At 33.6% G+C, this 25,757-nt stretch carries 21 protein-coding genes; 9 read left to right on the top strand and 12 right to left on the bottom strand.

Annotated elements, in window-relative coordinates; translation table 11 throughout:
- Window positions 1-100 precede the first annotated feature (100 nt).
- The 9 genes from CHRY9293_RS07890 to CHRY9293_RS07850 all read right to left on the bottom strand — a co-directional run bounded on the left by CHRY9293_RS07890 (window position 101) and on the right by CHRY9293_RS07850 (window position 9,626).
- Window positions 101-757, bottom strand: coding sequence for a hypothetical protein (locus tag CHRY9293_RS07890; RefSeq protein WP_162032499.1), 657 nt, complete (start codon window positions 755-757; stop codon window positions 101-103).
- 12 nt (window positions 758-769) lie between these two features.
- Window positions 770-1,537, bottom strand: a complete 768-nt coding sequence (locus CHRY9293_RS07885) for a sulfite exporter TauE/SafE family protein (RefSeq protein ID WP_162032498.1) — start codon at window positions 1,535-1,537, stop codon at window positions 770-772.
- Window positions 1,528-1,980 (bottom strand): FixH family protein, encoded by a 453-nt coding sequence (locus CHRY9293_RS07880; protein ID WP_162032497.1) that lies wholly within the window; start codon window positions 1,978-1,980, stop codon window positions 1,528-1,530. The genes CHRY9293_RS07885 and CHRY9293_RS07880 overlap by 10 nt, the downstream gene beginning before the upstream one ends.
- Before the next feature lie 9 nt (window positions 1,981-1,989).
- Entirely contained in the window at window positions 1,990-3,444 is a 1,455-nt protein-coding gene (ccoG, locus tag CHRY9293_RS07875; protein ID WP_162032496.1) for a cytochrome c oxidase accessory protein CcoG, read from the bottom strand.
- Between the two features lie 93 nt (window positions 3,445-3,537).
- The gene (locus CHRY9293_RS07870; RefSeq protein WP_122545403.1) at window positions 3,538-4,419 is read right to left on the bottom strand and encodes a cbb3-type cytochrome c oxidase N-terminal domain-containing protein; all 882 of its coding nucleotides are present in this window, start codon (window positions 4,417-4,419) and stop codon (window positions 3,538-3,540) included.
- A 9-nt stretch (window positions 4,420-4,428) separates the two neighbouring features.
- Window positions 4,429-4,626, bottom strand: coding sequence for a cbb3-type cytochrome oxidase subunit 3 (locus CHRY9293_RS07865; protein ID WP_122545402.1), 198 nt, complete (start codon window positions 4,624-4,626; stop codon window positions 4,429-4,431).
- 17 nt (window positions 4,627-4,643) lie between these two features.
- Window positions 4,644-6,905, bottom strand: a complete 2,262-nt coding sequence (gene ccoN / locus CHRY9293_RS07860) for a cytochrome-c oxidase, cbb3-type subunit I (protein WP_162032495.1) — start codon at window positions 6,903-6,905, stop codon at window positions 4,644-4,646.
- A gap of 5 nt (window positions 6,906-6,910) precedes the next feature.
- Window positions 6,911-7,138 (bottom strand): cbb3-type cytochrome oxidase assembly protein CcoS, encoded by a 228-nt coding sequence (ccoS, locus tag CHRY9293_RS07855; protein WP_122545400.1) that lies wholly within the window; start codon window positions 7,136-7,138, stop codon window positions 6,911-6,913.
- Window positions 7,139-7,247: 109 nt separating this feature from the next.
- Window positions 7,248-9,626, bottom strand: coding sequence for a heavy metal translocating P-type ATPase (locus CHRY9293_RS07850; RefSeq protein ID WP_162032494.1), 2,379 nt, complete (start codon window positions 9,624-9,626; stop codon window positions 7,248-7,250).
- 89 nt (window positions 9,627-9,715) lie between these two features.
- On the opposite strand from CHRY9293_RS07850, the gene CHRY9293_RS07845 reads away from it, so the two are divergent.
- From CHRY9293_RS07845 to CHRY9293_RS07830, 4 genes are all read left to right on the top strand, one after another.
- Window positions 9,716-10,429, top strand: coding sequence for a Crp/Fnr family transcriptional regulator (locus tag CHRY9293_RS07845; RefSeq protein WP_122545399.1), 714 nt, complete (start codon window positions 9,716-9,718; stop codon window positions 10,427-10,429).
- Window positions 10,430-10,493: 64 nt separating this feature from the next.
- Window positions 10,494-11,309, top strand: coding sequence for a 3-methyl-2-oxobutanoate hydroxymethyltransferase (panB, locus tag CHRY9293_RS07840; RefSeq protein WP_122545398.1), 816 nt, complete (start codon window positions 10,494-10,496; stop codon window positions 11,307-11,309).
- Between the two features lie 3 nt (window positions 11,310-11,312).
- A complete protein-coding gene (locus CHRY9293_RS07835) occupies window positions 11,313-11,636 on the top strand; it encodes a hypothetical protein (protein ID WP_122545397.1) in 324 nt (107 codons plus the stop codon).
- Window positions 11,637-11,639: 3 nt separating this feature from the next.
- Window positions 11,640-12,314 (top strand): RluA family pseudouridine synthase, encoded by a 675-nt coding sequence (locus CHRY9293_RS07830; RefSeq protein WP_162032493.1) that lies wholly within the window; start codon window positions 11,640-11,642, stop codon window positions 12,312-12,314.
- Between the two features lie 57 nt (window positions 12,315-12,371).
- Here the strand turns inward: CHRY9293_RS07830 and CHRY9293_RS07825 are convergent, their stop codons facing one another.
- The 3 genes from CHRY9293_RS07825 to CHRY9293_RS07815 all read right to left on the bottom strand — a co-directional run bounded on the left by CHRY9293_RS07825 (window position 12,372) and on the right by CHRY9293_RS07815 (window position 19,878).
- Complete coding sequence (locus tag CHRY9293_RS07825) at window positions 12,372-14,588, bottom strand: outer membrane beta-barrel family protein (protein ID WP_162032492.1); 2,217 nt, start codon at window positions 14,586-14,588, stop codon at window positions 12,372-12,374.
- A 182-nt stretch (window positions 14,589-14,770) separates the two neighbouring features.
- Complete coding sequence (locus tag CHRY9293_RS07820; RefSeq protein WP_162032491.1) at window positions 14,771-17,041, bottom strand: aconitate hydratase; 2,271 nt, start codon at window positions 17,039-17,041, stop codon at window positions 14,771-14,773.
- Between the two features lie 59 nt (window positions 17,042-17,100).
- On the bottom strand, window positions 17,101-19,878 hold the full coding sequence (locus tag CHRY9293_RS07815; protein ID WP_162032490.1) for a bifunctional aconitate hydratase 2/2-methylisocitrate dehydratase: 2,778 nt from the start codon (window positions 19,876-19,878) through the stop codon (window positions 17,101-17,103).
- Window positions 19,879-20,276: 398 nt separating this feature from the next.
- Between CHRY9293_RS07815 and CHRY9293_RS07810 the strand changes: the two genes are divergently transcribed.
- From CHRY9293_RS07810 to CHRY9293_RS07790, 5 genes are all read left to right on the top strand, one after another.
- On the top strand, window positions 20,277-21,044 hold the full coding sequence (locus CHRY9293_RS07810) for a WG repeat-containing protein (RefSeq protein WP_228455492.1): 768 nt from the start codon (window positions 20,277-20,279) through the stop codon (window positions 21,042-21,044).
- A 181-nt stretch (window positions 21,045-21,225) separates the two neighbouring features.
- Window positions 21,226-23,340, top strand: coding sequence for a TonB-dependent receptor (locus CHRY9293_RS07805; protein WP_162032488.1), 2,115 nt, complete (start codon window positions 21,226-21,228; stop codon window positions 23,338-23,340).
- A 122-nt stretch (window positions 23,341-23,462) separates the two neighbouring features.
- Window positions 23,463-24,191, top strand: coding sequence for an HU domain-containing protein (locus tag CHRY9293_RS07800; protein ID WP_162032487.1), 729 nt, complete (start codon window positions 23,463-23,465; stop codon window positions 24,189-24,191).
- 8 nt (window positions 24,192-24,199) lie between these two features.
- A complete protein-coding gene (locus tag CHRY9293_RS07795; protein ID WP_162032486.1) occupies window positions 24,200-24,721 on the top strand; it encodes an acyl-CoA thioesterase in 522 nt (173 codons plus the stop codon).
- A gap of 105 nt (window positions 24,722-24,826) precedes the next feature.
- The gene (locus CHRY9293_RS07790) at window positions 24,827-25,756 is read left to right on the top strand and encodes a 2-hydroxyacid dehydrogenase (RefSeq protein WP_162032485.1); all 930 of its coding nucleotides are present in this window, start codon (window positions 24,827-24,829) and stop codon (window positions 25,754-25,756) included.
- The last annotated feature ends 1 nt before the right edge of the window (window position 25,757 follow it).

Genomic DNA, 25,757 nt, shown 5'->3' with positions numbered 1-25,757 from the left:
AACTATTACAAAACAATATGGTATTAGAAGTTATAAAATTGATTTAATTTCCATAAACACAACTGGCTGTTATGTAATACATTATAGTAAAGATGGCTGTTTAACGCAGGAATCCTTGCCGCCCCTCATCATGCTTTCCAGAAATCGACTTAATCTTTTTTTCAAATTTTAATGTGGTTTGCATATTTTTCAATAGCATTGACATCATTCCTAGACTTGCGCCTTGTAGATCGTCCTCATCTTTATTAGAAGGCTTTTTTATAGCTTGTGTTATATTATTTAAGTTGAAATTTTTTGTATCTATTGTAAGCGTCTTACCATCCCATACATTAAAAACATTTTGATCGATAGGTAATTTATCTTTTTTATTGAAATTATTGGCAGCTTTGTAATCATCTTGAGTGAAGTGATCCAGTTTTATTGAAAAGTTTGTTAATTCATTATCTTCCTTCGTAGATTTCACAAAGATTTTTTTCATAATCCTTATAGAATCAGGATTATCTGTTTTAAGCTTACCTTCTTCTTTTTCCAACTCATAGATGCTTTTCCACTCAGTAGGGATTTTATCCATTTCTCCAAAGTCTTTTTTCCTTAAAGAGTCAGGAGTGGTGGCCTTCATTTGATTCATTAATTCTTTAACATCAATATTCATAATAGAAGTCGATGCGGCATCTTTATGATATACAATCTCAGAGTTTATACTACATGATTGTAATATTAAAAGACTAATAATAAGTAAAAAAAATTTTTTTTTCATAATTGTTTTTATTTAATGACATTTCATTGAGTCGTGATCATGAGTACGGTGATCTCCTTCTAAATGACAATCTCCTTGATTATCTTTTTTTATGATCATTGCTTCTGCTCGAGGTGAAATATAGGGAATTCCTAGTTCTAAACCTCTTACAATAAAAAGAGCACCTAAAATGGTCATAATAACGGGAATTACTTTCAAAACTTTTATTCTAAAAGCTTGATTAATGATATTTCCGGCAATAACTATAGCAAACATAAACGGAAGTGTTCCTAATCCAAATAAAGCCATATATAATGCTCCTTTCCATATTCCTCCACTTGCTAGGCTTGCAGTTAATGCCATATAGACCATCCCACAAGGTAGAAAACCATTGAGAATACCGGTTGTAAATCGAGATCTATAATCAGCTTTTTGTAGTAATCTTCCCAAATTTGATTTTACTGAAAATAATAATCTAGATAAAAAAGGCAATTTTGAGGCAAAGTCTTTTCCCCCAAAAGAAAATAAGGCCATAATAATTAAAAGAACTCCAACAGCAATTGTTAAGTATTGCTGAAATCCTGCCATTTCAAATCCTTCTCCAATAATTCCTAATAAAGCCCCTAAAATAGAGTAGGTACATATTCTTCCAAATTGATAGGTGAGATTTTGGATATAATAATTAGTTGCTTGTTTTTTTGTTAATCCCATCGACAAGGCTATAGGCCCACACATTCCAATACAATGGAATCCAGAGGCAAATCCTAAACCAACTGCCGATAAAATAAGTGCTACTTCCATATCACATCATAGTCTATTCGATAATCTATTTTATCTTTTGTCCAGTTCAGTCGTAGGGTATAGTTTCCTAATTTTAATACTTTTGCTGGTATAAGGAACGATTGTTTAGAGTCAAGCTGTTCAGATCTTTTTATATCAAGGTTCTGATCATCGGTTCTGTTGAGTACAAACTTTACCGTAGTATTCGAGTTATTATAATCTTTTGGGAAAGTAATTCTTATTCCATTACTATCTTGGCTGTATACAGGTTTTTCTAGGAGATTATCAGCTCTTTTTTTAGCATCTATGACATCCTGATACTGCAGCTCTTCTTCATAATAATTATCGGTTACCATTTCAGAGTTCTTTTGTCCGTTTGGAAAAAGAAATAACATGGATAATATAAAAATTATAAAGGCAAAAAGTGCAATGACAACACCATGTCCCCAACTAAAGTTTTTCATTTTTGTAAATTAAAATTGTAATTTAAATGGTCCTTCAAAATATGTTTTATAAGAATCGATAAGTTTCCCATTCATATCATATACACCAATATTAATATTTTGTTTCGAAAGCTTCATTTCATTTTCAGGAAAACTGATATTAATAGTTCCCTTGGAAATTTTATCTCTTTCCACCGGAATTTTGCTAGATGCACTATAAGTAATCTCTCCATGAGAAGGATCAATTACTTTTACTGTTACAATTTTCTTTTCATTAGTTTTATTGAGAAAAGTATAATTATAAGTATTGGTAATTTTTCCATCCCTTACAAAAAAAGTACTCCCTGCCGGCTTAATAAATTTTGCTTCCATTTCTCCTCGGTTATATAGAAGGTAGGCTAAAAATCCCACCAAAAAGAAAAGAATGAGCGCAAAACCTTTCATTCTACCGGTAAACTTAAATTGTTCTTGTTTTTCTATTTCGTTTTCAGAAGCATATCTTATAAGCCCTTTTGGAAGTCCTACTTTTTCCATTACTTCATCACAAGCATCAATACAAGCGGTACAGTTTACACACTCCAATTGTTGACCTTCTCTGATATCAATTCCTGTAGGACAGACTACAACACATTGGTGGCAATCAATACAATCTCCTTTTTTTGCTGCTTTTCGATCTTCACCTTTTCTCCATTTTGCTCTGTTTTCACCTCTTTTAAAATCATAGAAAACATTGATTGTATCTTTGTCGATTAGAACACCTTGTAATCTTCCATAGGGACAAACTAAAGTACATACCTGCTCTCTGAACCATGCAAATACAAAATAAAATGCCGCACTAAACAGAATCATTACCAAAAAGTTGGTAGGATGGGCAAATGGTCCTTGAGAAACAATACTAAATACTTCTTTATATCCAACAATATACATAAACATAAAATGTGTAATGATTAAAGATATAAGAATGTATATTGACCATTTCAATCCTCTTTTCCATATCTTTTCACTATTCCACTCTTGTCTATCCAGCTTCATTTGTTTATTTCTATCTCCTTCAATAAGATATTCTATTTTACGAAAAATCATTTCGAGGAAAATTGTCTGGGGACATATCCATCCACAGAAAATTCTTCCGAAAGCAATTGTAAAAACAATAATAAATAGTAAAGAAGCAATAGCGCCTAGAGTAAGTATAAAAAAGTCCTGAGGATAGAACGGCTGTCCGAAAATAAAGAATGTTCTATCTATAACATTAAATAATATTAAAGGGTTATTATTAATCGTAATAAATGGTATCGCAAAATAGACCACTAATAATATGTAGCTTACAATATTCCTATAGTTGGTATATTTGCCTTTCGGTTTCTTTGGATAAACCCATTTTCTTTTTCCGGATTGATCCATTGTGCCTATAGAATCTCGGTAAGTTTCAGGGTCCAGTACTTGTCCCTGTCCACCTCTTACTTCTGCTTCTTCTATTTTTGACATTTTATATATGGTTTAAAAAAGAAAAAACATAATTCGTTACTATTTTTTTTAATAACAAATTATGTTTTTTTCATATGTTTTAATTTTTTTAAATTATTCTTTTTCCCAATGAGCTTCAGTTCCTTGAGGAGCGGCACCACCTTGAGCAGGTGTTACAGGAGGTAATTCCTGATTGATGTGATATACATACGCTGCAATTTTTTCAATCTCACCTCCAGATACTTCTCCATTTTTTCCAAATGCTCTCATCGCAGGATTGGTAGGAGATCCATTCCAATCCATGTGGAAAATATTTTTAAATAAAGTTTTTTCTGGTTGGTTAATCCAATAATTGTCAGTTAAGTTAGGACCTATACCACCACTCCCGTCTTCTTTGTGGCAAGAAGCACAATTTGTTTTAAATAATTCTTTACCCTCTGCAATATTGTCAGCTGAGTATTTTGCTGTTTCTATTGTTACTGGAGGTTGGCTAGCATTATAAATCTCAATAGCTGCAATTTGCTCTTTATATTCTTTTTCATATTCGCTAATTGGATGTGCAAAATCTGTAAAAGAATAGGCTGATATATATACAATACAAAAAGCAGTCCCAAACCAAAATAATCCTAACCACCATTTTGGTAATTGGTTATCTAGTTCCATAATTCCATCAAAACCATGATCTATAAGAATGTCTTTTTCTTCTGATTCTGATTGTTTTTTGAACGCAGCATCATACAGTCTCTTAAAGTAGGGAACTTTCTTTTCTGCCAGATAAGCTGCTTTCTCTTCTGGAGATAATTTTTTGAATTTATTATTTTCTATTAAATCCCCAATGGCACTATGGATATAAGCTAAAATACAACTTATTACAACAGTTCCCCAGAAATATGGTGAAGCTAAAAACGAGTAGCTCTGTACAAACAAATAATAAAAAACTATTAAAAGTCCAATTATTATTAAAATGTTTACAACAACCGGTGTTCTTTGTTTCATAATAGTAGTTTAATTTTTTAAATTAAAATCGTCTTCATTATCCTCTAGAGGAGCTTCTTCTTCCTCCTTGTAATATTTTTTAGGTCTGCTAAAAACATATATTACTAAAGCTATGAAGAATAACATAAAGAATATCATAGCCAATGTTTGGTAAAAACCAGCATTATCAGTATTGGATAATATATCTTTAAAGTTCTGAGGAATCATGTTGAACCTTTAATGTTTTAGTTATTACTTGCTGTTTTAATTTCAGTTGTTTTAATATCTGTACCCAATCTCTGAAGATAAGATATTAATGCTACAATCTCTTTTTTCTCTAATTCACCCGCAGGTCTCTTAGCATATGCATCTTTTAAATCTGAGGCTTCCGAGAAAATATCTTTTACAATTTTATTGGCTTGATGATCTGCCCAAGAATTAGCTGAATCAATTTCTGATTTTGTATAAGGTACATCAAATGTATTTCTCATCAACTTCATTTTATCAACCATTTTAGATCGATCTAAGTTAGTAGCAATTAACCAAGGATAACGAGGCATTATTGATCCCGCAGAGGTTGACCTTGGATTATACATATGTTTGTAATGCCAAGAACTTGGGTTTTTTCCACCCTCCCTATGTAAATCTGGTCCTGTTCTCTTAGAACCCCATAAGAATGGTCTATCATATACAAATTCTCCGGCTTTTGAATATTGCCCGTTTTTACCATTGAATCTTACAATTTCATCTCTGAATGGTCTTACCATTTGGGAATGACATGCGTTACATCCTTCTCTGATATAAATATCTCTACCTTCCAATTCAAGAGGAGAATAGGGTTTTACAGCTGAAATGGTAGGGACACTTTTCTTAAGTGATAGAGTAGGTATAATTTCCACCATACTACCTATCGATATTGTTAATAATGATAATACTCCTAATAAGAATGGCATTCTTTCTAACCAAAGGTGTGTACCTTCTCCTTCTTTACGTTTATTACCAATATTTGCTAATGCTGGAGCTTCAGCTGGAACTTCTTTTTGGAAAGATCCTTTTCTTACTGTTGCTACCACATTGATAATCATGATGATTGATCCTGAAATATATAAGAATCCTCCAAAGAATCTCATTTTGAAATAAGGAATAATAGCAGTTACAGTATCTAACCAGTTTTTCCAAACTAAAGTTCCATCCGGATTAAACTGTTTCCACATTAATCCCTGAGTAAATCCTGAAATATACATAGGAACAGCATAGAAGATAATACCTAAAGTCCCTAGCCAAAAATGCCAGTTCGCTAATTTTACAGAGTAAAGTTTTGTTCTCCATAATATAGGCACAAGATAATAGATAACTCCAAATGCCATAAATCCATTCCATCCTAGAGCCCCTAAATGTACGTGTCCAATTACCCAGTCAGTAAAGTGTCCAATTTTATTGATGTTTTTAGTTGCCAATAGAGGACCTTCAAAGGTGGCCATACCATAACAAGTTACAGCCACGACAAAGAATTTAAGGATTGGATTTTCTCTTACTTTATCCCAAGCACCTCTTAATGTTAAAAGTCCATTAAGCATTCCTCCCCATGATGGAGCAATAAGCATGATTGAGAAACCTGTTCCCACTGCTTGAGCCCATGCCGGAAGAGCTGTATATTGAAGGTGGTGAGGACCAGCCCAGATATAAACAAATATTAATGACCAAAAGTGAATGATAGATAATTTATAGGAGAATACAGGTCTGTCAGCCGCTTTAGGTAAGAAGTAATACATCAAACCTAAAACAGGTGTTGTTAATACAAATGCTACCGCATTATGACCATACCACCATTGTACAATAGCGTCTTTAACTCCTGCATATGCAGAATAAGACTTCCAACCTGTAAAAGATAATGGAACTTCTAAATTATTGAAGATATGAAGCATGGCTACAGCGATCCAAGTTCCAATATAGAACCAAATAGCTACATACAGATGTCTTACTCTTCTTTTAGCAATAGTTAAGAACATATTGATTCCAAAAATGATCCATGAAAATGCAATTAATATGTCGATAGGCCATTCATGTTCAGCATATTCTTTAGAAGTGTTAATTCCCATAAAGAATGTAATGAACGTAGCAACAATCATAATTTGCCAAGTCCAGAAATGTAGCCAAGACAATGTATCACTATACATTCTTGCTTTTAATAACCTTTGTAATGAGTAATAAATACCTGTATATACAATATTACATACAAATGCAAAGATTACTGTGTTGGTGTGCAACATTCTAATTCTGCCAAATCCAAATGCTCCATGAGTGTTTATTAGACCTTGAATGTTACCTGATGCTAAACTTTTAATGGTTGTATCATCTGTTCCAAATAAAAACTCTGGGAGTTCAGGATAGAAAAGCATTAATGCTGCTGTAAGCCCGAACGTGAACCCAATAAGTCCAAAAACTATGGTCGCATAAAGGAATGCCCGAACAATACTGTTGTCATAACTAAACTTTTGTGTTTCCATATCAACTATTCACTTTTTTCTTCAATTTTATTATTTTCTCCTATTTCTTTTTCGTCTTTTTTATTGTTGCCAATCTCTTCTTGTTCCTTGATTTCATCGGAGTCAAAAAGAATTCGTACAGCAGGAGATTCATCATCTTCAAACTGTCCTTTTCGGGCATACACTATAAATACGACCAAGAAAATCGCAGCTAAAGAAACACTGCAGAGGATCATTAAATATAGAATATCCATTAGACAACAAAATTAACCTATTTTCGGGGTTCAAATTTAGTGAAAAATAATGACATTCATCACGAATTGCCGATTTCAGCTAATTTAAAATCAGTCTAAATAAGAGGCTTTATCTATCCTTTTTAAAGCATTTTCGTCCAAGTATCCAAGTTGAAAGAGTCGTAAATGTAACCACGGTAATCGAACTAATTGGCATGATTATCGCTGCAAACAGCGGATGCATATGCCCGGTTACTGCATAACTTAGCCCCACAATATTATATAAGAAGCTAATTATAAAGGTCATTTTTACGATAGTGATGGATCCTTTACAAACATTTAAGTAGTGATCGAGATAGGCAACTTTATCCCCGTTCATTATTACATCTGATGATGGCGTGAACGTATTGGTGTCATCAGCTATCGCAATACCGACATTACTTTGTTTTAAAGCACCCGCATCATTCAATCCATCTCCAAGCATGCACACTTTTAAGTGCTGGTCTTGTAGGGTTTTGATATAGTTAAGCTTATCCTCTGGATTTTGATTAAATGCCATTCCTTGGCAATGGGGAATAATCCTTTTTAGTTGACTTTCTTCCGACGAATTATCCCCACTAAGGATAAATATTTTATAGTCTAAGAGTCTATTAAATAAATTTTCAAGGTTTTTACGATACTCATTTTTGAATATATATTTGCCTAAAAACTCATTGTTTTTACTAATATAAACTGCGGTCTCAAGGTTTTTTGATTCTTGATTATTATATTTTGCTGACCCTATTTTATAAATATTTCCTCGGATATTTGCTTCGTAGCCTTTTCCTGAAATTTCTAAAAAATTTTCTACCGGAAAATATTCGTCTTTTATATCCAGGAACTCATATAGAGATTTAGAAAGAGGGTGATTGGAGTTTTTTAACAATGTTTTGATGTTTAATAAATCAAATTCTTGAATAGGGGATCCTTCAAATCGAATGTTTGATTTTTTTCTGTGGGTGATGGTTCCTGTTTTGTCAAATACAATAGTGTTAAGCTTTGCAATCTTTTCTATAGTGAGGGTGTCTTTTACGTAAAATTTATTTCTGCCCAAAATTCTCATAATGTGCCCAAAAGTGAAAGGAGCAGATAAGGCAAGGGCACATGGACATGCAATAATAAGTATAGCAGAGATTACTTGAAACATTTTTTCTAAATCGATAAATGCCCAGTAAATACCGGAAATGAGAGCAATGCCTAAAATTACGAAAGTAAAATATTTACTAATAGTATTGGTTAAGGTGTCAAGTCCAGTTTCATGCTTTTTGAAAGCTTCTTTGTTCCAAAGTTGTGTGAGATAACTTTGATCTACGTTCTTGATGACTTCAAGCTCAAGAGAAGATCCAATCTGTTTACCTCCTGCAAATATTTTATCTCCTGGCTGTTTGCTAATGCTTACACTTTCTCCAGTAATAAAACTGTTATCAATATTTCCCTCACCGTTAATTAAAATAGCATCAACGGGAATGATTTCCTGATTTCTTACCAGAATTCTGTCACCCACTTTTATTTCCGATAACAATATATTTTCCTGTTTTCCGTCAAAATCAACTTTGGTTACAGCAATAGGATAAAATGACTTATAATCTCGATCATATGAAAGGGCATTATAGGTTCTTTTTTGAAAGATTTTGCCTAAGAGCATGAAGAATAAAAGTCCGCAAAGTGTATCAAAATACCCCGGTCCATAATCAGTGGCTATTTCATAAACACTTCTTCCGAAAAGAACAAGAATTCCTAAGACAATTGGAACATCAATATTTACGATCTTATTTTTCAAGCCGTACCAAGCTGATTTATAATAATCAGATGCGGAATAAAATACTACAGGACAGGCCAATAAAAACATTAATGTTCTAAAGAGCCCTTTATAATGATCCATCCAGTAATCTTCTCCTCCTACATACTCTGGAAAGGCTAGAAACATTCCATTTCCAAAGGCAAATGCAGCAATAGCAAATTTTACGAGAAGAGATTTATCCAAATGGTCTACATTTTTTTCAGCTGTTTCAAGACTTATGACAGGTTTGTATCCTAAATGAGTGAGGAACTTGGCCAATTCAGTTAGTTTTAAATCATTATGATTAAACGATATTTGTAATGTTTTTCTCGTAAAATTGACTTGTGAATATTTTATGCTTTTGTTTAAGGTATGGAGACTTTCTAATAACCAAATGCAGGAAGAACAATGTATTACTGGAATTTTAAATGTTACTAAGCTTGTATTCCCTTCTGAAAAGTCACTGATTTTTTCAAAAATTTCCGGAGTATCTAAATAATCAAATTGAGAAGATACTTCATCACTTGGACGTATTCCGGCTCTTTTATTTAATTCGTAGAAATTTTGTAAATTATTCGTATTGAGAATTTCGTAAACAGATTTACAACCATTGCAACAGAAAGTTTTTTCATCAAATAAAATTCTTTCCTTTTCGATGCCTTGACCACAATGAAAACAGTTATTGTTCACCTTCATAAATTATTGAACTACAAAATTATAACATTTTTTTTTGTTTATCGATTTAAAAAGTTCTATTTTTGTGATAAATATCATATAAAATGTCGCAAGAACAACAGATTGCCATTGAAGAGAGGTTTGCCAGAGTTTTTAATGATAAATCATTTAAAGGAAGACTTTCTAACACAGATTATGAGAAATACATTAGCGCTAAAAAGAAGTTTAGTTTTCAAAAACATGATATTATTTTTGAAGATGGAGAAATTCCAAAAGGTGTTTTTGTTCTAGAAAAAGGTGCTGCAAAATTATCAAAGTCAGGTGCATTCGGAAAAGATCAAATTTTAAGATTTATTAAAGAAGGAGATATCATCGGATATCGTTCTTTGCTTTGTGGTGAAAATTTTCAGGCAAAGGCTGAGGCTATGACAGACATAGAATGTACTTTTCTCCCAGCCGAAGTTTTTATGTACCTTTTAGAAGTTGATCCTCAACTTTCTTTCGTTATGTTACAGAAAATTGCTTATGAATTAGGAGAGTCCTCTAATACGATTACATTCTTAGCTCAAAAGACAGTAAGAGAAAGGCTTGCTGAAATTTTAATACTTTTAGAGCAGAAATTAGGGGTAGACCCTGAAGGGTTTATAAAAATTACTTTAACGAGAGAAGAAATTGCTAATATTATTGGCACCGCAACCGAAAGTGCAATTAGATTGATTTCTGAATTCAAACAAGATAATCTGATTGAAGTGGATGGAAGAAACATTAAAATTCTCAATCATGACAAGCTCATGAAACTAGGGCACGTAGTTTTATAAAATCTTATACAAATCAAGTCGGCGGAAGCCGACTTTTAACTTTAATAAAAACATATATTTAATCATGTCTGTTCATTCTGAAATTAAAAAAGTTACAACTGAAACCTTGCGTAAAATGAAATTTGACAAGGAGAAAATAACGATGCTTACGGCATATGACTATACTACGGCGAAGATGGTCGATGCTGGCGGAGTTGACGCTGTACTGATAGGAGACTCTGCAGCGAATGTAATGGCAGGTTATGAAACAACTTTACCTATTACCTTGGAACAGATGATTTATCATGCTCAAAGTGTGGTAAGAGGAATTGATAGAGCCTTAATTGTCGCAGATCTTCCATTTGGAACATATCAAAGTAATCCGGAAAAAGCGTTGGAATCTGCTGTAAGGATGATGAAGGAAGGAGGTGCACATGCTGTGAAAATTGAAGGAGGGAAAGAAATTTCAAAATCAATTAAAAAAATTGTTAATGCAGGAATTCCTGTAATGGGACATTTAGGTTTGACTCCCCAATCTATCTATAAATTTGGAACATATAAAGTAAGGGCTAAAGAAGATGCGGAAGCAGAAAAGCTGATAGAAGATGCTAAAATTTTAGAGGAATTAGGCTGTTTTTCAGTAGTGTTGGAAAAAATTCCGGCAGATCTTGCTAAAAAAGTAACAGAAAGTATTTCTATTCCCACTATAGGAATTGGGGCAGGGGTTGATTGTGATGGACAAGTATTGGTGTATCATGATATGGTAGGAATGAATAAAGGATTCAGTCCTAAGTTTTTAAGAAGATATCTTGATTTATATACTGAAATTACAGGAGCGGTATCTCAATATGTGAAAGATGTTAAGAGTGCTAACTTCCCTAATGAAAACGAAAGCTACTAATTAATGAAAAATCAACAATCTATTCAAGGAATTTTATCTATTGCAGCTTTAGTTTGCTTGGCAACAGGATGGTTCAAATTTTTTTCTCCAGAAATTAATGACTTACTATCTCGAAAAATTTTTTATGTATTGATTGGAGCTAGTTTTTTCTTGCAAGCTCCTCTTTTGACGAATAAAAACTTTACATATGCGATGTATGCAGCAGCGATAATATGTATAGTAGGTGCTTTTTTTCCGGCAGATTCAAAGCTTTCATTACTCAAAACAATTGGGCTTCTAGCTGGGATTATTCTTTCATTCTCTAATAGACCAAGGTATCGCCAATAAGTCATGGAAGAACAGATTGTATATGAAGATAATCATCTTTTAGTTATTAATAAAAAAGTGGGCCAGCTTGTACAAGGTGATAAGACTGGAGATGAGTCGTTACTTGAATCAATAAAAAACTATATAAAAGTAAGAGATGCTAAACCGGGAAATGTTTTCCTTGGTTTGGTTCATCGTATAGATCGGCCAACTTCAGGGTTAGTCATTTATGCTAAAACTTCTAAAGCGCTTTCCCGTCTGACTCAGATGGTTAAAAATAGAGAAATTAAAAAAACGTATTGGGCAGTTGTTGCTAAAGAAGAAATTTTCCCAAAACAAAGACTAGTTCATTATTTGAAGAAAAACGAAAAAAATAATAAGGCTATAGTTTTTCCAAAGCTTACAGAAGGTGCAAAGGAGGCTATTTTAAGCTATACTATAATAAAGACTTTAGAGAACTATCAGCTTCTTGAAATTAATCTTGAAACGGGAAGACACCATCAAATTCGAGCGCAATTATCAAAAATTGGAGTTCCTATTAAAGGAGATCTTAAATATGGCTCGCCACGGTCTAACCCTGATGGAGGAATTAATCTTCATGCAAGGAAATTAGAATTTATCCATCCTGTTACAAAAGAAAATCTTGCAATTATTGCTTCTGTTCCTCAAAATGATGCGGTTTGGAGAGTTTGCGAATAAAAACTGCCCCAAAAAGAGATCCTTTTTGGGGCAGCTTATATATTGGGGATAGTTTTTTTATTGTACTTGTTGTATTACACTTCCACTTTCCTCTTTTTTAGTTTGGTTCAATATATTAGGATCTTCTTTTGCCAATTTATTTCGAGTAGGAATTTTGTAATTAATAGATAATCCAAAATTTCGAGTATCATATTTACTTCTTAATACGACTGCTTCTCCTGAAGGAGGATTTGAACGCACTTGCATTACCTGTCCATTGAATATATCGTTAGCAAAAACAGAAACGGTAAGACGATTACTCATAAACTTTTTAGTCAATGTAATATCAAAACTATTATTAAATGGCTTTTCTGCAGTAAAATAAAAATATCCGGCCTTTGGTGTCAAATAACTATAATTTGCGGTTAATTTAATTTCCTTTGGCAAAATTAATTGAGTCATGACATTAAAAATCCAAAATCCTTTATTATTTACATTATCAATTTCATGTTTTTGGTATCCTGCATACAAATACATGAAATTAATTTTATCAGGGTTAAAATCAAACTTCATAATTTCACTCATGGGTTTGCTGAAAATCATGAAAGGAACAGGGAGACCTACATTAAAATTGTGAATTCTCATATTCGAAATATTCACCTGTTCATTGAAAAGGTTTTTACCCTCCTTTTTAACGATCTGAGCTACTTGATTTTTGGCGGAGCTTACACTATATCCAATAAAAGCATAATCAAAAGCTGAAACTTTTATTTCATAATTATCAAAAATGGTAGGCTGAAGATTAGGGTTTCCATTGATTTGTGTATTAGGACCCGAGAATATAACATTATTGGGGTTCAGGGCAGAAATACTAGGTAAGCTAATCTTTTTATTATAATTAGCAGCCACATACACTTGATTCATTAAGTTATATTGTACACTGGCGTTGGGGAATAGCTTGAACTTTTTGAAAGGAATAAGCTTATCCTGAAGGATAGTCCCTGCACTATCAACTCTGGTAATTCCGGAAATATCATAATTTTCGGCTCGTGCTCCTAAGATAAAGTCAAATTTTTTCAATTTAGCCTGAAATTCTAAATAGGTTGAAGCAGTTTGTCTTTGATATTCAAGATTGGTTAGACCTTTACTTTCCGTATCAAAATCTTGTCTTTCGTAGAGTCCTCCAAAGCTTACTTTTCCACCATCAAGGATTTCTATAGGTTGAGAGTAATCGACCTTAAAGTTAGCCACTCTCATGTCGGATTTGTTATTTAAAATATCTTTTTCCCCCGGAAAAAAGTAATCTTCATTTGATTGAGTGAAAATACCTTGTCGGAAAAAATTGTCTTGAGAGAATTTATTATTAGATCTTGTGTATCCGAATTGAAAATCAAGTTTTTGAGATTTGTCAGTAAATCTTTTTTGATAAGTAACTACTGCTTCTTGTCTCAGGCTATTAGTTCGAGAAGCATCTAATGCAGTAAAGTCAAGTTCTTTATAAATATCAGGATTTCTTTGTGTTAGAATATCTGCTAGACCTTTACTTGATGCATAGTTATCGTTGTTATTGTGATAAATATCGTAGTTTAATAATAATCTATCTTGTCCTAAATCAAAAGTAATTCCGGATTTTGCAAAATATCCACGTCCAATCCTGTCACTATTGGTATTTAATAGAATATCCTGCATGGTATTCATCATGCTCTCCCTATAGTTTTGTCCGATATTAAGCTGCCATCCGAAATATTTATTTCTAGCATTTAAATTCAAGGAGTTACTCGTGCGGCTCCTGAATTTGTCGTAATTTGTAAAAGAATAATTTCCGGAATAGGTTGCTGTTAAATATTTATTAGCATTTTTGTTTGTGATAATATTCATGATAGCTCCTCCCGAAGTTGCAGGAAATTCTGCTCCCGGTTGGGTAATGACTTCAATTCGGTCTACGGAATTGGCAGGCATTCCTTCTAAAAAAGAATTTAATTCATTAGAAGTGATGTTTAAGGGCCTCCCATTAAGGTATACATCCAACATTTTTCCTTGATACATCATTCCGGCTATATCGGTAGAAACTAGGCCTGGAAGTTTTTTTATTCCTTCAAGAACATTTCCGTTATTAAGTTGAGGTTGTTCTGAAAAGTCAAAAATAGTGCGATCTGCTTTTTGTTCAACAGCCTTTTTTGTCTTGGTAATGGTAACTCCTTCTATCTGTTTTTCTTTAACCTGACTGGTGCTTTTTTCTTGTGAATATGCCACAGTATGAATTAACAGTGATAAAATAAATACAGTCTTTTTCATAATGTTTTTTAATGTTATTATGTTAGACGCAGAAAAAATTGTTTTGTTACATAATTATATGTTTTAAAGGCCTTTTTCTTTTTTATAAGTAAAGTAATAGAAGGCTTATTGAATCGGTAGACTAAAAATAAAAAACAGCTTCAATTGAAGCTGTTTTCTCTATGATTAATTAAATCTAACAATTAATTTTTCTCTTGGTGTTTGATCAAATTCAATGCAGAACCGGCTTTGAACCAATCGATTTGCTGGCTGTTATAAGTATGGTTTGCCATAATAATGTCTTTAGTTCCATCGGAGTGGATAAATTCTAAAGTTAATTGTTTTCCAGGGGCAAATTGGTCAAGATCTAAGAAATTGATCACGTCATCTTCCTGAATTTTATCATAATCAGTCTCGTTTGCAAAAGTTAAGCCTAACATACCTTGTTTTTTAAGGTTTGTTTCGTGGATTCTTGCGAATGATTTTACAAGAACAGCTTTTACACCAAGATGTCTTGGTTCCATTGCAGCATGTTCTCTTGAAGAGCCTTCCCCGTAATTTTGGTCTCCTACAACTATAGAAGGTACACCTGCGGCTTTATATGCTCTTTGTACAGCTGGAACCTCTCCGTGTTCTCCGGTTAAAACATTTTTCACATTATTGGTTTCCATATTAAAGGCATTTACAGCTCCAATTAACATGTTGTTTGAAATATTATCAAGATGACCTCTATATTTCAACCATGGCCCTGCCATAGAAATATGGTCCGTTGTACATTTTCCGAAAGCTTTGATCAAAAGTCTAGCTCCGGTAATGTTTTTACCATCCCAGGCCGGAAATTCTTCTAATAACTGAAGTCTGTCTGAGGTTGGGTTCACATTTACGATAACACTAGATCCATCCTCAGAAGGTGCTTGATATCCGTTATCTCCTACAGCAAACCCTTTAGCCGGTAATTCAAACCCTTTCGGTTCATCTAATTTTATTTGTTCTCCAGCTTCGTTTGTTAAAGTATCTGTAATAGGATTGAAGTCTAATCTTCCTGAGATAGCCACCGCAGCTACCATTTCAGGAGAGGCTACAAACGCATGAGTATTTGGGTTACCATCTGCTCTTTTTGCAAAGTTTCGGTTGAAAGAGTGAATAATTGAGTTTTTCTCCCCTTTTTCAGCGCCTTCTCTATCCCATTGCCCAATACAAGGTCCACAAGCGTTTGTAAAGATTCTAGCGTTTTCAAATTTTCTAAAAGAATCTAAGAATCCATCTCTTTCTGCTGTGAATTTCACTTGCTCTGAACCTGGGTTGATCCCTAAGATTGCTTTTGGTTTTACTCCTTTAGCAACAGCATCTTCAACGATAGAGGCTGCTCTTGATAAATCTTCGTAAGAAGAATTCGTACAAGAACCAATCAAAGCCCATTCTACTTCAAGAGGCCATCCATTTGCCTCTGCTTTAGCTCTGAATTCAGAAACTGGAGTTGCTAAATCCGGAGTGAAAGGTCCATTTAAATGAGGAGCTAATTCAGAAAGATTAATTTCAATAACTTGATCAAAATATTGTTCAGGATTTGCATATACTTCTGCATCGCCTGTTAAGTGCTCAGAAATTTTATCAGCTGCATCTACTACATCTTGTCTTCCCGTAGCAGTTAAATACCTTCTCATTGAATCATCATATCCAAATGTAGAAGTGGTCGCTCCAATTTCAGCGCCCATGTTGCAAATTGTTCCTTTACCTGTTGCTGAAAGAGATTCTGCTCCTTCTCCAAAATATTCTACAATACATCCTGTTCCTCCTTTTACGGTAAGAATTCCTGCTACTTTTAATATAACATCTTTTGCTGAGGTCCATCCAGACATTTTACCGGTTAACTTTACACCGATAAGTTTAGGCATTTTAAGTTCCCATGCCATTCCTGCCATTACATCAACTGCATCAGCACCTCCCACACCAATAGCCACCATTCCTAAACCACCTGCATTTACTGTATGAGAGTCAGTACCAATCATCATACCTCCCGGGAAAGCATAATTTTCTAATACAACCTGGTGAATAATTCCTGCTCCGGGTTTCCAGAAGCCAATTCCATATTTATCACAAACAGAACTCAGGAAGTTGAACACCTCAGAGTTTTTGTTAATTCCTTCCTGTAGATCCTTATCAGCACCCACTTTTGCTTGGATTAAGTGATCTGCATGAGCTGTAGAAGGAACTGCTACTTTACTTTTTCCAGCTTGCATAAACTGTAAAAGAGCCATCTGTGCAGTTGCATCCTGCATTGCTACTCTGTCCGGAGCGAAATCTACATAAGAATTTCCTCTCTCGTAGACTTGAGTAACATTACCCTCCCAAAGGTGGGTGTATAATATTTTTTCTGATAAAGTGAGGGGTTTTCCTACGACTTGTCTGGCCGCTGCAATTCTTTCAGGATAACGTTCATACACTTTTTTAATCATATTAATATCAAATGTCATATCTTTTAAATTAATGTTTGTATTTTACATGTATTGGAAGCTGGAAAATCAATGATTAATTATTTGACTAAAACGAGCTCCTTAATCGGAGGGGTAAATTTAGTCAGGTCAATGCCTTCAACAGCGGCTTTATATTCCTCTATATTAGGAATTCTCCCAATGATGGCGGATAGAACAACGACAGGTGTTGAAGCAAGTAAAGATTCTCCTTTTTTACGTTCAGAATCTTCAACAACTCTACCTTGGAAAAGACGCGTAGAAGTGGCCATTACGGTGTCTCCTTTAGCTGCTTTTTCCTGGTTCCCCATACAAAGGTTGCAACCTGGACGTTCGAGATACATTACATTTTTGTACTCCACACGGGCTTCCCCCTTAGGAGAACTATCATCAAATTCAAAGCCAGAATATTTTTCTAATAATTCCCAGTCTCCTTCTGCTTTTAACTCGTCAATGATATTATATGTAGGGGCTGCAACTACAAGAGGAGCATTAAATTCAACTTTACCGTTTTGTTTTTCAAGGTTCCTAAGCATTTGAGAAACAATTTTTAAGTCACCTTTGTGAACCATACAAGACCCTACGAAACCAAGGTCTACTTTTTTCTCACCTCCGTAGTAAGAAAGTCCTCTAATGGTATCGTGAGTATATCTTTTAGAAACATCTTCGTTGTTTACATCGGGGTCGGCAATCATCGGTTCAGCAATTACATCAAGATCAACAACTACTTCAGCATAATATTTAGCATTTGCGTCGGGAGTTAAAGATGGTTTTTCACCAGATGTAATTTCGGCAATTCTTTTATCTGCTTTGTTGATCAATCCCTGAAGAACCTGATTTTTATTATCCATCCCTTTATCGATCATAATCTGGATTCTGCCTTTTGCAATTTCCAATGATTCGATCAAAGTATTGTCTTGAGAAATACAGATAGAAGCTTTTGCCTTCATTTCTGCTGTCCAGTCTGTAAATGTAAAAGCTTGGTCAGCAGGAAGTGTTCCAATATGAACCTCAATAATCCTACCTTGGAATACATTTTCTCCCCCAAACTGTTTAAGCATTTGAGCTTGAGTTGCATGGACAACATCACGGAAATCCATGTATTCTTTCATGGTACCTTTGAAAGTTACTTTTACAGATTCAGGAATTGGCATAGATGCTTCACCTGTTGCTAATGCAAGAGCTACGGTTCCTGAGTCAGCTCCAAAAGCAACTCCTTTAGACATTCTCGTATGGGAATCTCCTCCGATGATAATTGCCCATTCGTCCACAGTAATGTCATTAAGAACTTTGTGGATAACATCAGTCATTGAGTGATATTCACCTTTCGGGTCGCGAGCTGTGATTAAACCGAAATCGTTCATGAATTTCATAAGTTTAGGAATATTAGCCTGAGCTTTCTTATCCCAAACCGAAGCCGTATGGCATCCCGATTGATAAGCACCATCTACAACAGGAGAAATAACTGTGGCCGCCATGGATTCTAATTCCTGAGAAGTCATTAAACCAGTGGTGTCCTGAGAACCAACAATATTAACTTGTACACGAACATCAGAACCTGCATGTAATACTTTTCCTGGTGTTGTTCCAACTGCATTTCTATTGAAGATTTTTTCTACTGCTGTAAGACCCTGTCCTTCGTGAGAAATTTCTTTTGACGGAGCAAAAACAACAGGAGCTTCAATCCCTAAAAGTTGAGCTGCAAAAGTCTGTAGTTTTTTACCAAAGACGATTGCATACGATCCCCCCGCTTTGATGAATTCCATTTTTTGCGGAGTGAAAGATTTAGAAAGATCGATTAGTTCTTTATCTCCGTTATATAATTTCTTTTCTTTTGTATTAATAGTTAAAACTGTTCCTGTAGCAACTGAATATGCTTCTTCAAGAATGACATCTCCATTTTCATTACGAAGAGGATTTCCGTTTTCGTCAACTTTTTTTACCCAGTTTTTAAGGTCGATACCAATACCTCCGGTAACGTCGACTGTAGTAAGGAAGATCGGAGAAATACCATTTGTCCCACCTACAATTGGAGCAATATTTACAAACGGTACATAAGGGCTAGCTTGTTTACCTGTCCAAAGAGCAACATTGTTTACTCCTGACATCCTTGAAGAACCAACACCCATCGTTCCTTTTTCAGCGATAAGCATTACACTTGCATCAGGATATTGAGCCTGCAAAGCTCTGATTTCTTCCTGTGCTTGAGGAGTAATCATACATTTACCATGCAATTCACGATCTGAACGTGAGTGAGCCTGATTACCCGGAGAAAGTAAATCTGTAGAAATATCTCCTTCACCTGCGATAAAAGTAACGACTTTAATTTCTTCCGCTACTTCTGGAAGTTTAGTGAAAAACTCAGCTTTTGCGTAGCTTTCAATAATTTCTTTCGCGATTTCATTATCACTATTAAATGCATCCTTCAAACGGTTTGTATCCGCTTCATAAAGGAAAACTTGTGTTTTAATAACTTTTGCAGCTTCTTTGGCAATAACAATATCATTACCTAAAGCTAAATCTAGTAATACTTCGATTGATTTACCTCCTTTCATGTGAGATAGTAATTCAAATGCAAAAGCAGGAGATATTTCGGCTACGACAGAATCACCAAGAATAATTTCTTTTAGAAATTGAGCTTTTACACGGGCGGCACTTGTCGTTCCTGGTAGGGTATTATAAATAAAAAATGTAAGAGACTCAGCTCTGTATTCATTAGCTGTATCTTTAATTTGTGCAATAATTTCATTTAATAATTCTGCACTGTCAATGGGCTTTGGATGAAGCCCTTGGTTTTTACGTTCTTCAATTTCTTGAATGTAATCCTGATAAATATTCATATAGAAGTCTTTTAAATATTAAGGTAGATTATAAAAGCATTGCTACTAAAGTATTTTCTTTACCAGTGTGTAAGAAATTCAATATAAGCTAGAGCGTCATGATAATATACATAAACTGGAATGAATGCAATATAATCCATACATTTTTAGCCGTGTTAATATAATATTCCTTTCCAAAGATGAATGTGGGTAATCTGTCTTATTACAAAACGCTCTTTAGTCAGTGTTTTTAAATGAATTTAGGTTTCAAAAACGTTTTAAAATTATCAAACACTTAAAAATGTTCCCAAAATTACAAATTTTTAATATTTTCTAAGGTTGAAATTATTTAGATTCTTTATAAATATGTTTTTTATATTTTCTATTTTTGGTCATATTTTTGCAAACAAATGATGGAAATGAAAAAGAGTATTATTGTTTTATGTGTAATTATTTCAGGAGCCATGTTTTCTCAGATGAAATCTGGGAAAAAAAGTGCAGTGAAAAATGCCCAGAAAATTTCTGCTAAAAAGATGGGAGCAACTTCTAAATTAAACCAGGAGTTGGTCGTCCTGAATGAAGAGGTTCCTGTATTGATACCTAAAAAAAAAGGAGATAATTTTGGGTATATTAATCAAAAAGGTAAGTTTATTGTTCAACCAGAATATCATATTGCGGTATTTTTTGCAGAAGATTGTAATCTTTTAAATTCGCCCAATCTTTCTGTTAGGAAATTTGGAACGAAAGACTATGCAACTGTTGAAAAAGATCTTGTTTCGTATAGAATAAATAAATCAGGGAAGAGGGTTTATCAATATAAAACCGCAGATATTGGAATGTGTAAAAATGAGTTTAAGCAGCAGCAATATCAAGCCTATATAATGAATGGATTTTATGGCATTATTAATAAATCGACATTTGTTAATGAGTATGATTATAAACAATTTCAAATATATCCTCAATATCAATATCTTCATATTATGGAGGGAGATGATGTCTCGAATCCGATGATTGTTGCTTCTCAGAATGATCTTTTTGGAGTAATTGATATTCATGATAATGTAATTATTCCATTTGAATACCAGGATATTAAAAGAAATTTTAGTTGGAAATTAGGTAAAATGTTTGAAGTTTCAAAGGATGGTAAAAGTTATTTTTATATTGATTCTCATAATCAGGCATATTAAATTGGTTGACTGCATCTTTTTTTGTAATTTCGCGGCTGAAATAAAGGGGTGCTGTAAAAGGCTGAGATTATACCCAATGAACCTAGAACGGGTAATGCTGTTTAGGGAACTGACTTAATTGTCATGACTGTATAATATCTTATCGATCCCCTTTTATTCATTAAATTTTAAAATTTATAGAATGAAAGGATTATTTTTTTTAGGACTTACCGTAAGTTCTTTGAGTTGGGCACAAACTCAAAACAAAGATTCCTTAAAGATTAAGGACATTGAAACCGTTAACTTCACAAGAAGGTTACCTGTTGCTAAGGAAATTATTAACGTCCAAAAAGATTTGGATAGTAAAAATCTCGGACAGGATCTTCCCATTCTTTTGAAAAATCAAACTTCAATTATTTCCACTTCTGATGCAGGAAATGGGATTGGATACACGGGATTGAGAATTCGGGGAGTTTCGGGAACATCTATTAATGTAATGATGAATGGAGTACCTTATAATGATTCTGAAAGTCAGGGTACATTTTTTGTAAACGTTCCTGATTTGACAAGTTCAGCCTCACAGATTGTTATCCAAAGAGGAGTGGGATCATCAAATAATGGGGTGTCTGCATTTGGTGCAAGTATTAATGTAATTTCCAAAGATCCGGAAGAGAAGTTTTATGTTAAAACAGATGATAGTTACAGCTCTTTTGATAGCTATAAATATTCAGGAGAAATTGGTTCCGGCAAACTGTGGAAAAACCGCTTATCCTTAATGGGTAGATATACACATATTTCTTCCAATGGATATATTGATAGAGCATCATCTCAACTTCATTCCTATAATTTTACAGCATTATTTGAAGAAGGTAATACACGGTTGCGTCTTATGGCCTTTGGAGGAAAAGAAAAAACCTACCAAGCCTGGAATGGAATTAATAGGGAAACGTGGGAAACAAATCCTAAATTTAATTCTTCAGGAGCAATCTATGATAAAGATGGTAATATTACAAACTTTTATGATAATGAAACAGATAATTACAGACAAAATCATTATCAGTTATTTTGGGAACAAAAGTTTAATGATCACTGGAATTTAGAAACCACATTACACTACACAAAAGGTCAGGGGTATTATGAGAATTATAAGCAGGATAATAAATTTTCCAGATATAATCTTCCAGATATAGTGCAGGGTGGAGAGCTTTTACAACGTTCAGATTTTATAAGAAAAAAATGGCTAAATAATGATTTTTATGGAGCTGTTTCGACGCTTTATGGTAAATATGAAAATGTAGATTTTAATTTTGGAATTGTTGGTAACCAGTATTATGGAAGGCATTTTGGAAACGTTACTGGGGTTTTCTTTCCACAAATAGACGAGTATGAATACTATAAAAATAGGTCCGTAAAAAATGAAATATCGGGTTTTGCTAAAGCATTATATCGAATCAATGATATTGAATTTTTTGGTGATCTTCAGCTTAGAAATATTACATACAACACTAAAATTATAATGAAAGGAGATGGAGAAGGTGCTGATTTGGATAAAAAATGGTTATTCTTTAATCCTAAGGCTGGCATCAATTATAAGATTGCAGGCGGGAAAGTGTTTTTTTCTTATGCGCATGCTCAACGAGAGCCAAATCGGGAAGATTTACTAGCTGATAATAATATAAAAGCCGAAAAGCTTCATGATTTTGAAGTGGGAATGGAGAAGCAATTAGGGAGTTTATCTATGACTGCAAATGTGTATTACATGTACTATGTCAATCAGTTGGTTTTGAATGGAGAGCTAAATAATGTGGGAGCATTTATAAGAACTAATTCTGGAGAAAGTTATAGAAGGGGGATTGAAATTGGAGCTTTAACAAAGCTTTCTAAACAATGGGAAGTTAATGGAAATGTTACTTTCAGCCAAAATAGAAACTTAAATTTTAAGATAGAGAAAGAAGGTTCTATTCAAGAACTTGGAAATACTCAGACTTCTTTTTCGCCGAATATTATAGCGAATTTAGGATTAAAGTTTCTTCCCATGAAAAATGTCCAGCTTTCATTAATGAATCAGTATGTAGGAAAGCAATATCTAAACAATACTGAGGACCAAAATCTCCAACTGAAAGATTATTTCCTTACAGATTTTAATGCTCAATATCAATTTAAAATTTCAAATAATGATATTTCATTGAAGATACTTGTTAATAATATTTTTAATAAAAAGTATGTAAACAATGGATCTGTTGGGGAAGGTGAGCCCTATTTTTTTACACAGGCCGGAACCAATTTTATGTTCGGAATTAGTTGGAAAATCCAATGATTTTGACAATAAATTAGATAACAAATTTTAGTATACTTTAATCAACAAGACTGTTTTTGCAGTCTTGTGTTGTGAAGAAATCTTTATAAAAAGTCATGAAAAAATCTTAAATTTGCATTCAAATGAATATTTCTGCTTGCATTTTAGAGTATTTGAAACAATTTGGATCTATTATTGTTCCGGGTTTTGGTGTATTTTCTGTTGAATACTCTAAAGCGATTATTAATTCCGAAAATGGAAGTATTCTTCCCCCTGCGGGACGAATTGCTTTTATGCTTGATTACGAGGTTGATTCTGATGAATTGGCAGCTTTCATTGCGGATCATAGACATATGTCTTTGGAGGCTTCTAAGAGCGATCTAAAAATTCAGATCGATTTTTGGAAGAAAAGACTTAAAGCGGAGCAGCATTTGGAAATTCAAAGTTTGGGAGTGCTTTCTTTGGATGAAAAGACCATCCATTTTAAAGGTAATAGACTGGAAACTGACCAACCTGACTTTTATGGATTAGAAGAAATAAAGCTTTCTGAAATAGAAAAATCAGATATGCCACCGATAGAACCCAAAAATACTGAAAAAGATTATCGGTTTAAGGGGGCGATTCTTTGGATTTTTTTACTTATAATTCCTATTCTAGGATTATTGTATTTAGCATATACCCAACAAGAATTACTTTTTGGAAAAAAATCGTTCCGAGATATTTCTGTACAGACTAAAACCCATAGAATTAAAGATTCTTCTAAAGTTCCAATGCGTTCTATTCAAGTAAAATCTGATTCTCTGAAAAAAGATTCTTTATCGGAGAATCATAAAAAAGAGACTAAAATCTTATCCACTAAAAATAAACACTAGGATATTACATGGCAAAAATAAAAAAAGCTTCAGAATCTCTGACGATTATGACAAATATTGTGTTACCTAATGAAACGAATTCTTTAAGAAATCTTTTCGGAGGAGAACTTTTAGCAAAAATGGATCGCTGTGCTTCTATTTCTGCAGCGAGACATTGTGAAAGAAGGGTTGTAACGGCTTCGGTAAATCATGTGTCTTTTAATCACCCTATTCCAGAAGGTGGAGTCGTAGTTTTGGAATCAAAAGTTTCAAGAGCTTTTTCCACTTCTATGGAAGTGTATGTAGATGTTTGGTTGGATGATCCTATTAATCAAAAGAAAGTTCATACCAATGAAGGGATTTATACTTTTGTGGCAGTAGATGAATTCAATAGACCCATTCCAATTCCTGAAATGATTCCTGAAACAGAAGTAGAAAAACTAAGATTTGCAGCTGCATTTAGAAGAAAAGAACTTTCTTTAATTCTGTCCGGAAGAATGAAACCCATGGAATCCGTAGAGCTTAAAAAACTATTTCAAGAGGGCGAATAATATATAATAATTATATAAGTGCTTTTATCTTATTGCTTTTTGGTAAGCTTAGATGCATTTATCATAAATCTTTAGATTTACGTTTAACGATAATATTACTCTATTATGAAAGTCCTACTTTTAGATAAAAATCATCCTCTTATTACGAAACAGCTTTTAGATCGAAATTTTATTCTTGAAGAAGATTTTACATCTTCTTACGATGAGGTTTGTGATAAGATTGGTAATTATGAAGGTGTTATTATCAGGAGTAGAATTCCTTTGGATCGATCTTTTTTAGAGAAAGCAACCCATTTAAAATTTATTGCTAGAGTGGGTGCTGGAATGGAAAATATTGATGTTGAAGTGGCGAAAAAACTAGGAATTCAATTGATTAACTCGCCTGAAGGTAACCGAGATTCTGTTGCAGAACATGTTGTCGGAATGTTATTGATTCTTATGAATAGACTTTTTATTGCATCTCAAGAAGTGAAGCAAGGAATTTGGAAGCGGGAAGAAAACCGAGGTGATGAATTGCTTGGAAAGACAGTAGGTCTTATAGGATATGGTAATATGGGGAAAGCAACAGCGAAAAGGCTATCCGGGTTTGGCTGTCGAGTTATTTTTTATGATATTCTTCCGAATCTTTCTGATGAATATGGAATGCAAGTTTCTGTAGAAGAATTAAAAAGAACAGCAGATATTTTAAGTTTACATATTCCTTTGACTTCAGAGACCCATTATCTGATCGATGATCAGTTCTTTAAGGATATGAAAAATGGAATTTACTTTATCAATACAGCACGGGGTAAAAACGTAAAAACGAAAGATTTAGTTATTGCTTTAAAGTCCGGAAAAATAAAAGGGGCAGGTCTAGATGTATTAGAATATGAAAAGTCTTCTTTTGAAAATATTGAAACTGAAAATGAAGATTTAAAGTATCTTTTAACCTCAGAAAAAGTGATTGTAACTCCTCATATTGCAGGCTGGACTATACAAAGCAAAGAGAAGCTAGCGCAAATTATAGTTGATAAAATTGTAGCCTTATATTGCTAAA

The sequence above is a fragment of the Chryseobacterium potabilaquae genome (assembly GCF_902728265.1).
GTDB classification, from domain to species: Bacteria; Bacteroidota; Bacteroidia; order Flavobacteriales; family Weeksellaceae; genus Chryseobacterium; species Chryseobacterium potabilaquae.
Note: the sequence above shows the minus strand (reverse complement) of the source record. Positions and strands in the feature narration are given on the sequence as shown.

Coding starts and splice junctions, on each gene's coding strand:
- CHRY9293_RS07845 (WP_122545399.1), top strand. CDS start 9,716: ATGTCGCAAGAACAACAGATTGCCATTGAAGAGAGGTTTGCCAGAGTT.
- CHRY9293_RS07810 (WP_228455492.1), top strand. CDS start 20,277: ATGAAAAAGAGTATTATTGTTTTATGTGTAATTATTTCAGGAGCCATG.
- CHRY9293_RS07885 (WP_162032498.1), bottom strand. CDS start 1,537: ATGGAAGTAGCACTTATTTTATCGGCAGTTGGTTTAGGATTTGCCTCT.
- CHRY9293_RS07835 (WP_122545397.1), top strand. CDS start 11,313: ATGAAAAATCAACAATCTATTCAAGGAATTTTATCTATTGCAGCTTTA.
- CHRY9293_RS07815 (WP_162032490.1), bottom strand. CDS start 19,878: ATGAATATTTATCAGGATTACATTCAAGAAATTGAAGAACGTAAAAAC.
- CHRY9293_RS07795 (WP_162032486.1), top strand. CDS start 24,200: ATGGCAAAAATAAAAAAAGCTTCAGAATCTCTGACGATTATGACAAAT.
- ccoG (WP_162032496.1), bottom strand. CDS start 3,444: ATGTCAAAAATAGAAGAAGCAGAAGTAAGAGGTGGACAGGGACAAGTA.
- CHRY9293_RS07820 (WP_162032491.1), bottom strand. CDS start 17,041: ATGACATTTGATATTAATATGATTAAAAAAGTGTATGAACGTTATCCT.
- CHRY9293_RS07870 (WP_122545403.1), bottom strand. CDS start 4,419: ATGAAACAAAGAACACCGGTTGTTGTAAACATTTTAATAATAATTGGA.
- CHRY9293_RS07800 (WP_162032487.1), top strand. CDS start 23,463: ATGAATATTTCTGCTTGCATTTTAGAGTATTTGAAACAATTTGGATCT.
- ccoN (WP_162032495.1), bottom strand. CDS start 6,905: ATGGAAACACAAAAGTTTAGTTATGACAACAGTATTGTTCGGGCATTC.
- CHRY9293_RS07880 (WP_162032497.1), bottom strand. CDS start 1,980: ATGAAAAACTTTAGTTGGGGACATGGTGTTGTCATTGCACTTTTTGCC.
- CHRY9293_RS07865 (WP_122545402.1), bottom strand. CDS start 4,626: ATGATTCCTCAGAACTTTAAAGATATATTATCCAATACTGATAATGCT.
- CHRY9293_RS07830 (WP_162032493.1), top strand. CDS start 11,640: ATGGAAGAACAGATTGTATATGAAGATAATCATCTTTTAGTTATTAAT.
- panB (WP_122545398.1), top strand. CDS start 10,494: ATGTCTGTTCATTCTGAAATTAAAAAAGTTACAACTGAAACCTTGCGT.
- CHRY9293_RS07805 (WP_162032488.1), top strand. CDS start 21,226: ATGAAAGGATTATTTTTTTTAGGACTTACCGTAAGTTCTTTGAGTTGG.
- CHRY9293_RS07790 (WP_162032485.1), top strand. CDS start 24,827: ATGAAAGTCCTACTTTTAGATAAAAATCATCCTCTTATTACGAAACAG.
- CHRY9293_RS07890 (WP_162032499.1), bottom strand. CDS start 757: ATGAAAAAAAAATTTTTTTTACTTATTATTAGTCTTTTAATATTACAA.
- CHRY9293_RS07825 (WP_162032492.1), bottom strand. CDS start 14,588: ATGAAAAAGACTGTATTTATTTTATCACTGTTAATTCATACTGTGGCA.
- ccoS (WP_122545400.1), bottom strand. CDS start 7,138: ATGGATATTCTATATTTAATGATCCTCTGCAGTGTTTCTTTAGCTGCG.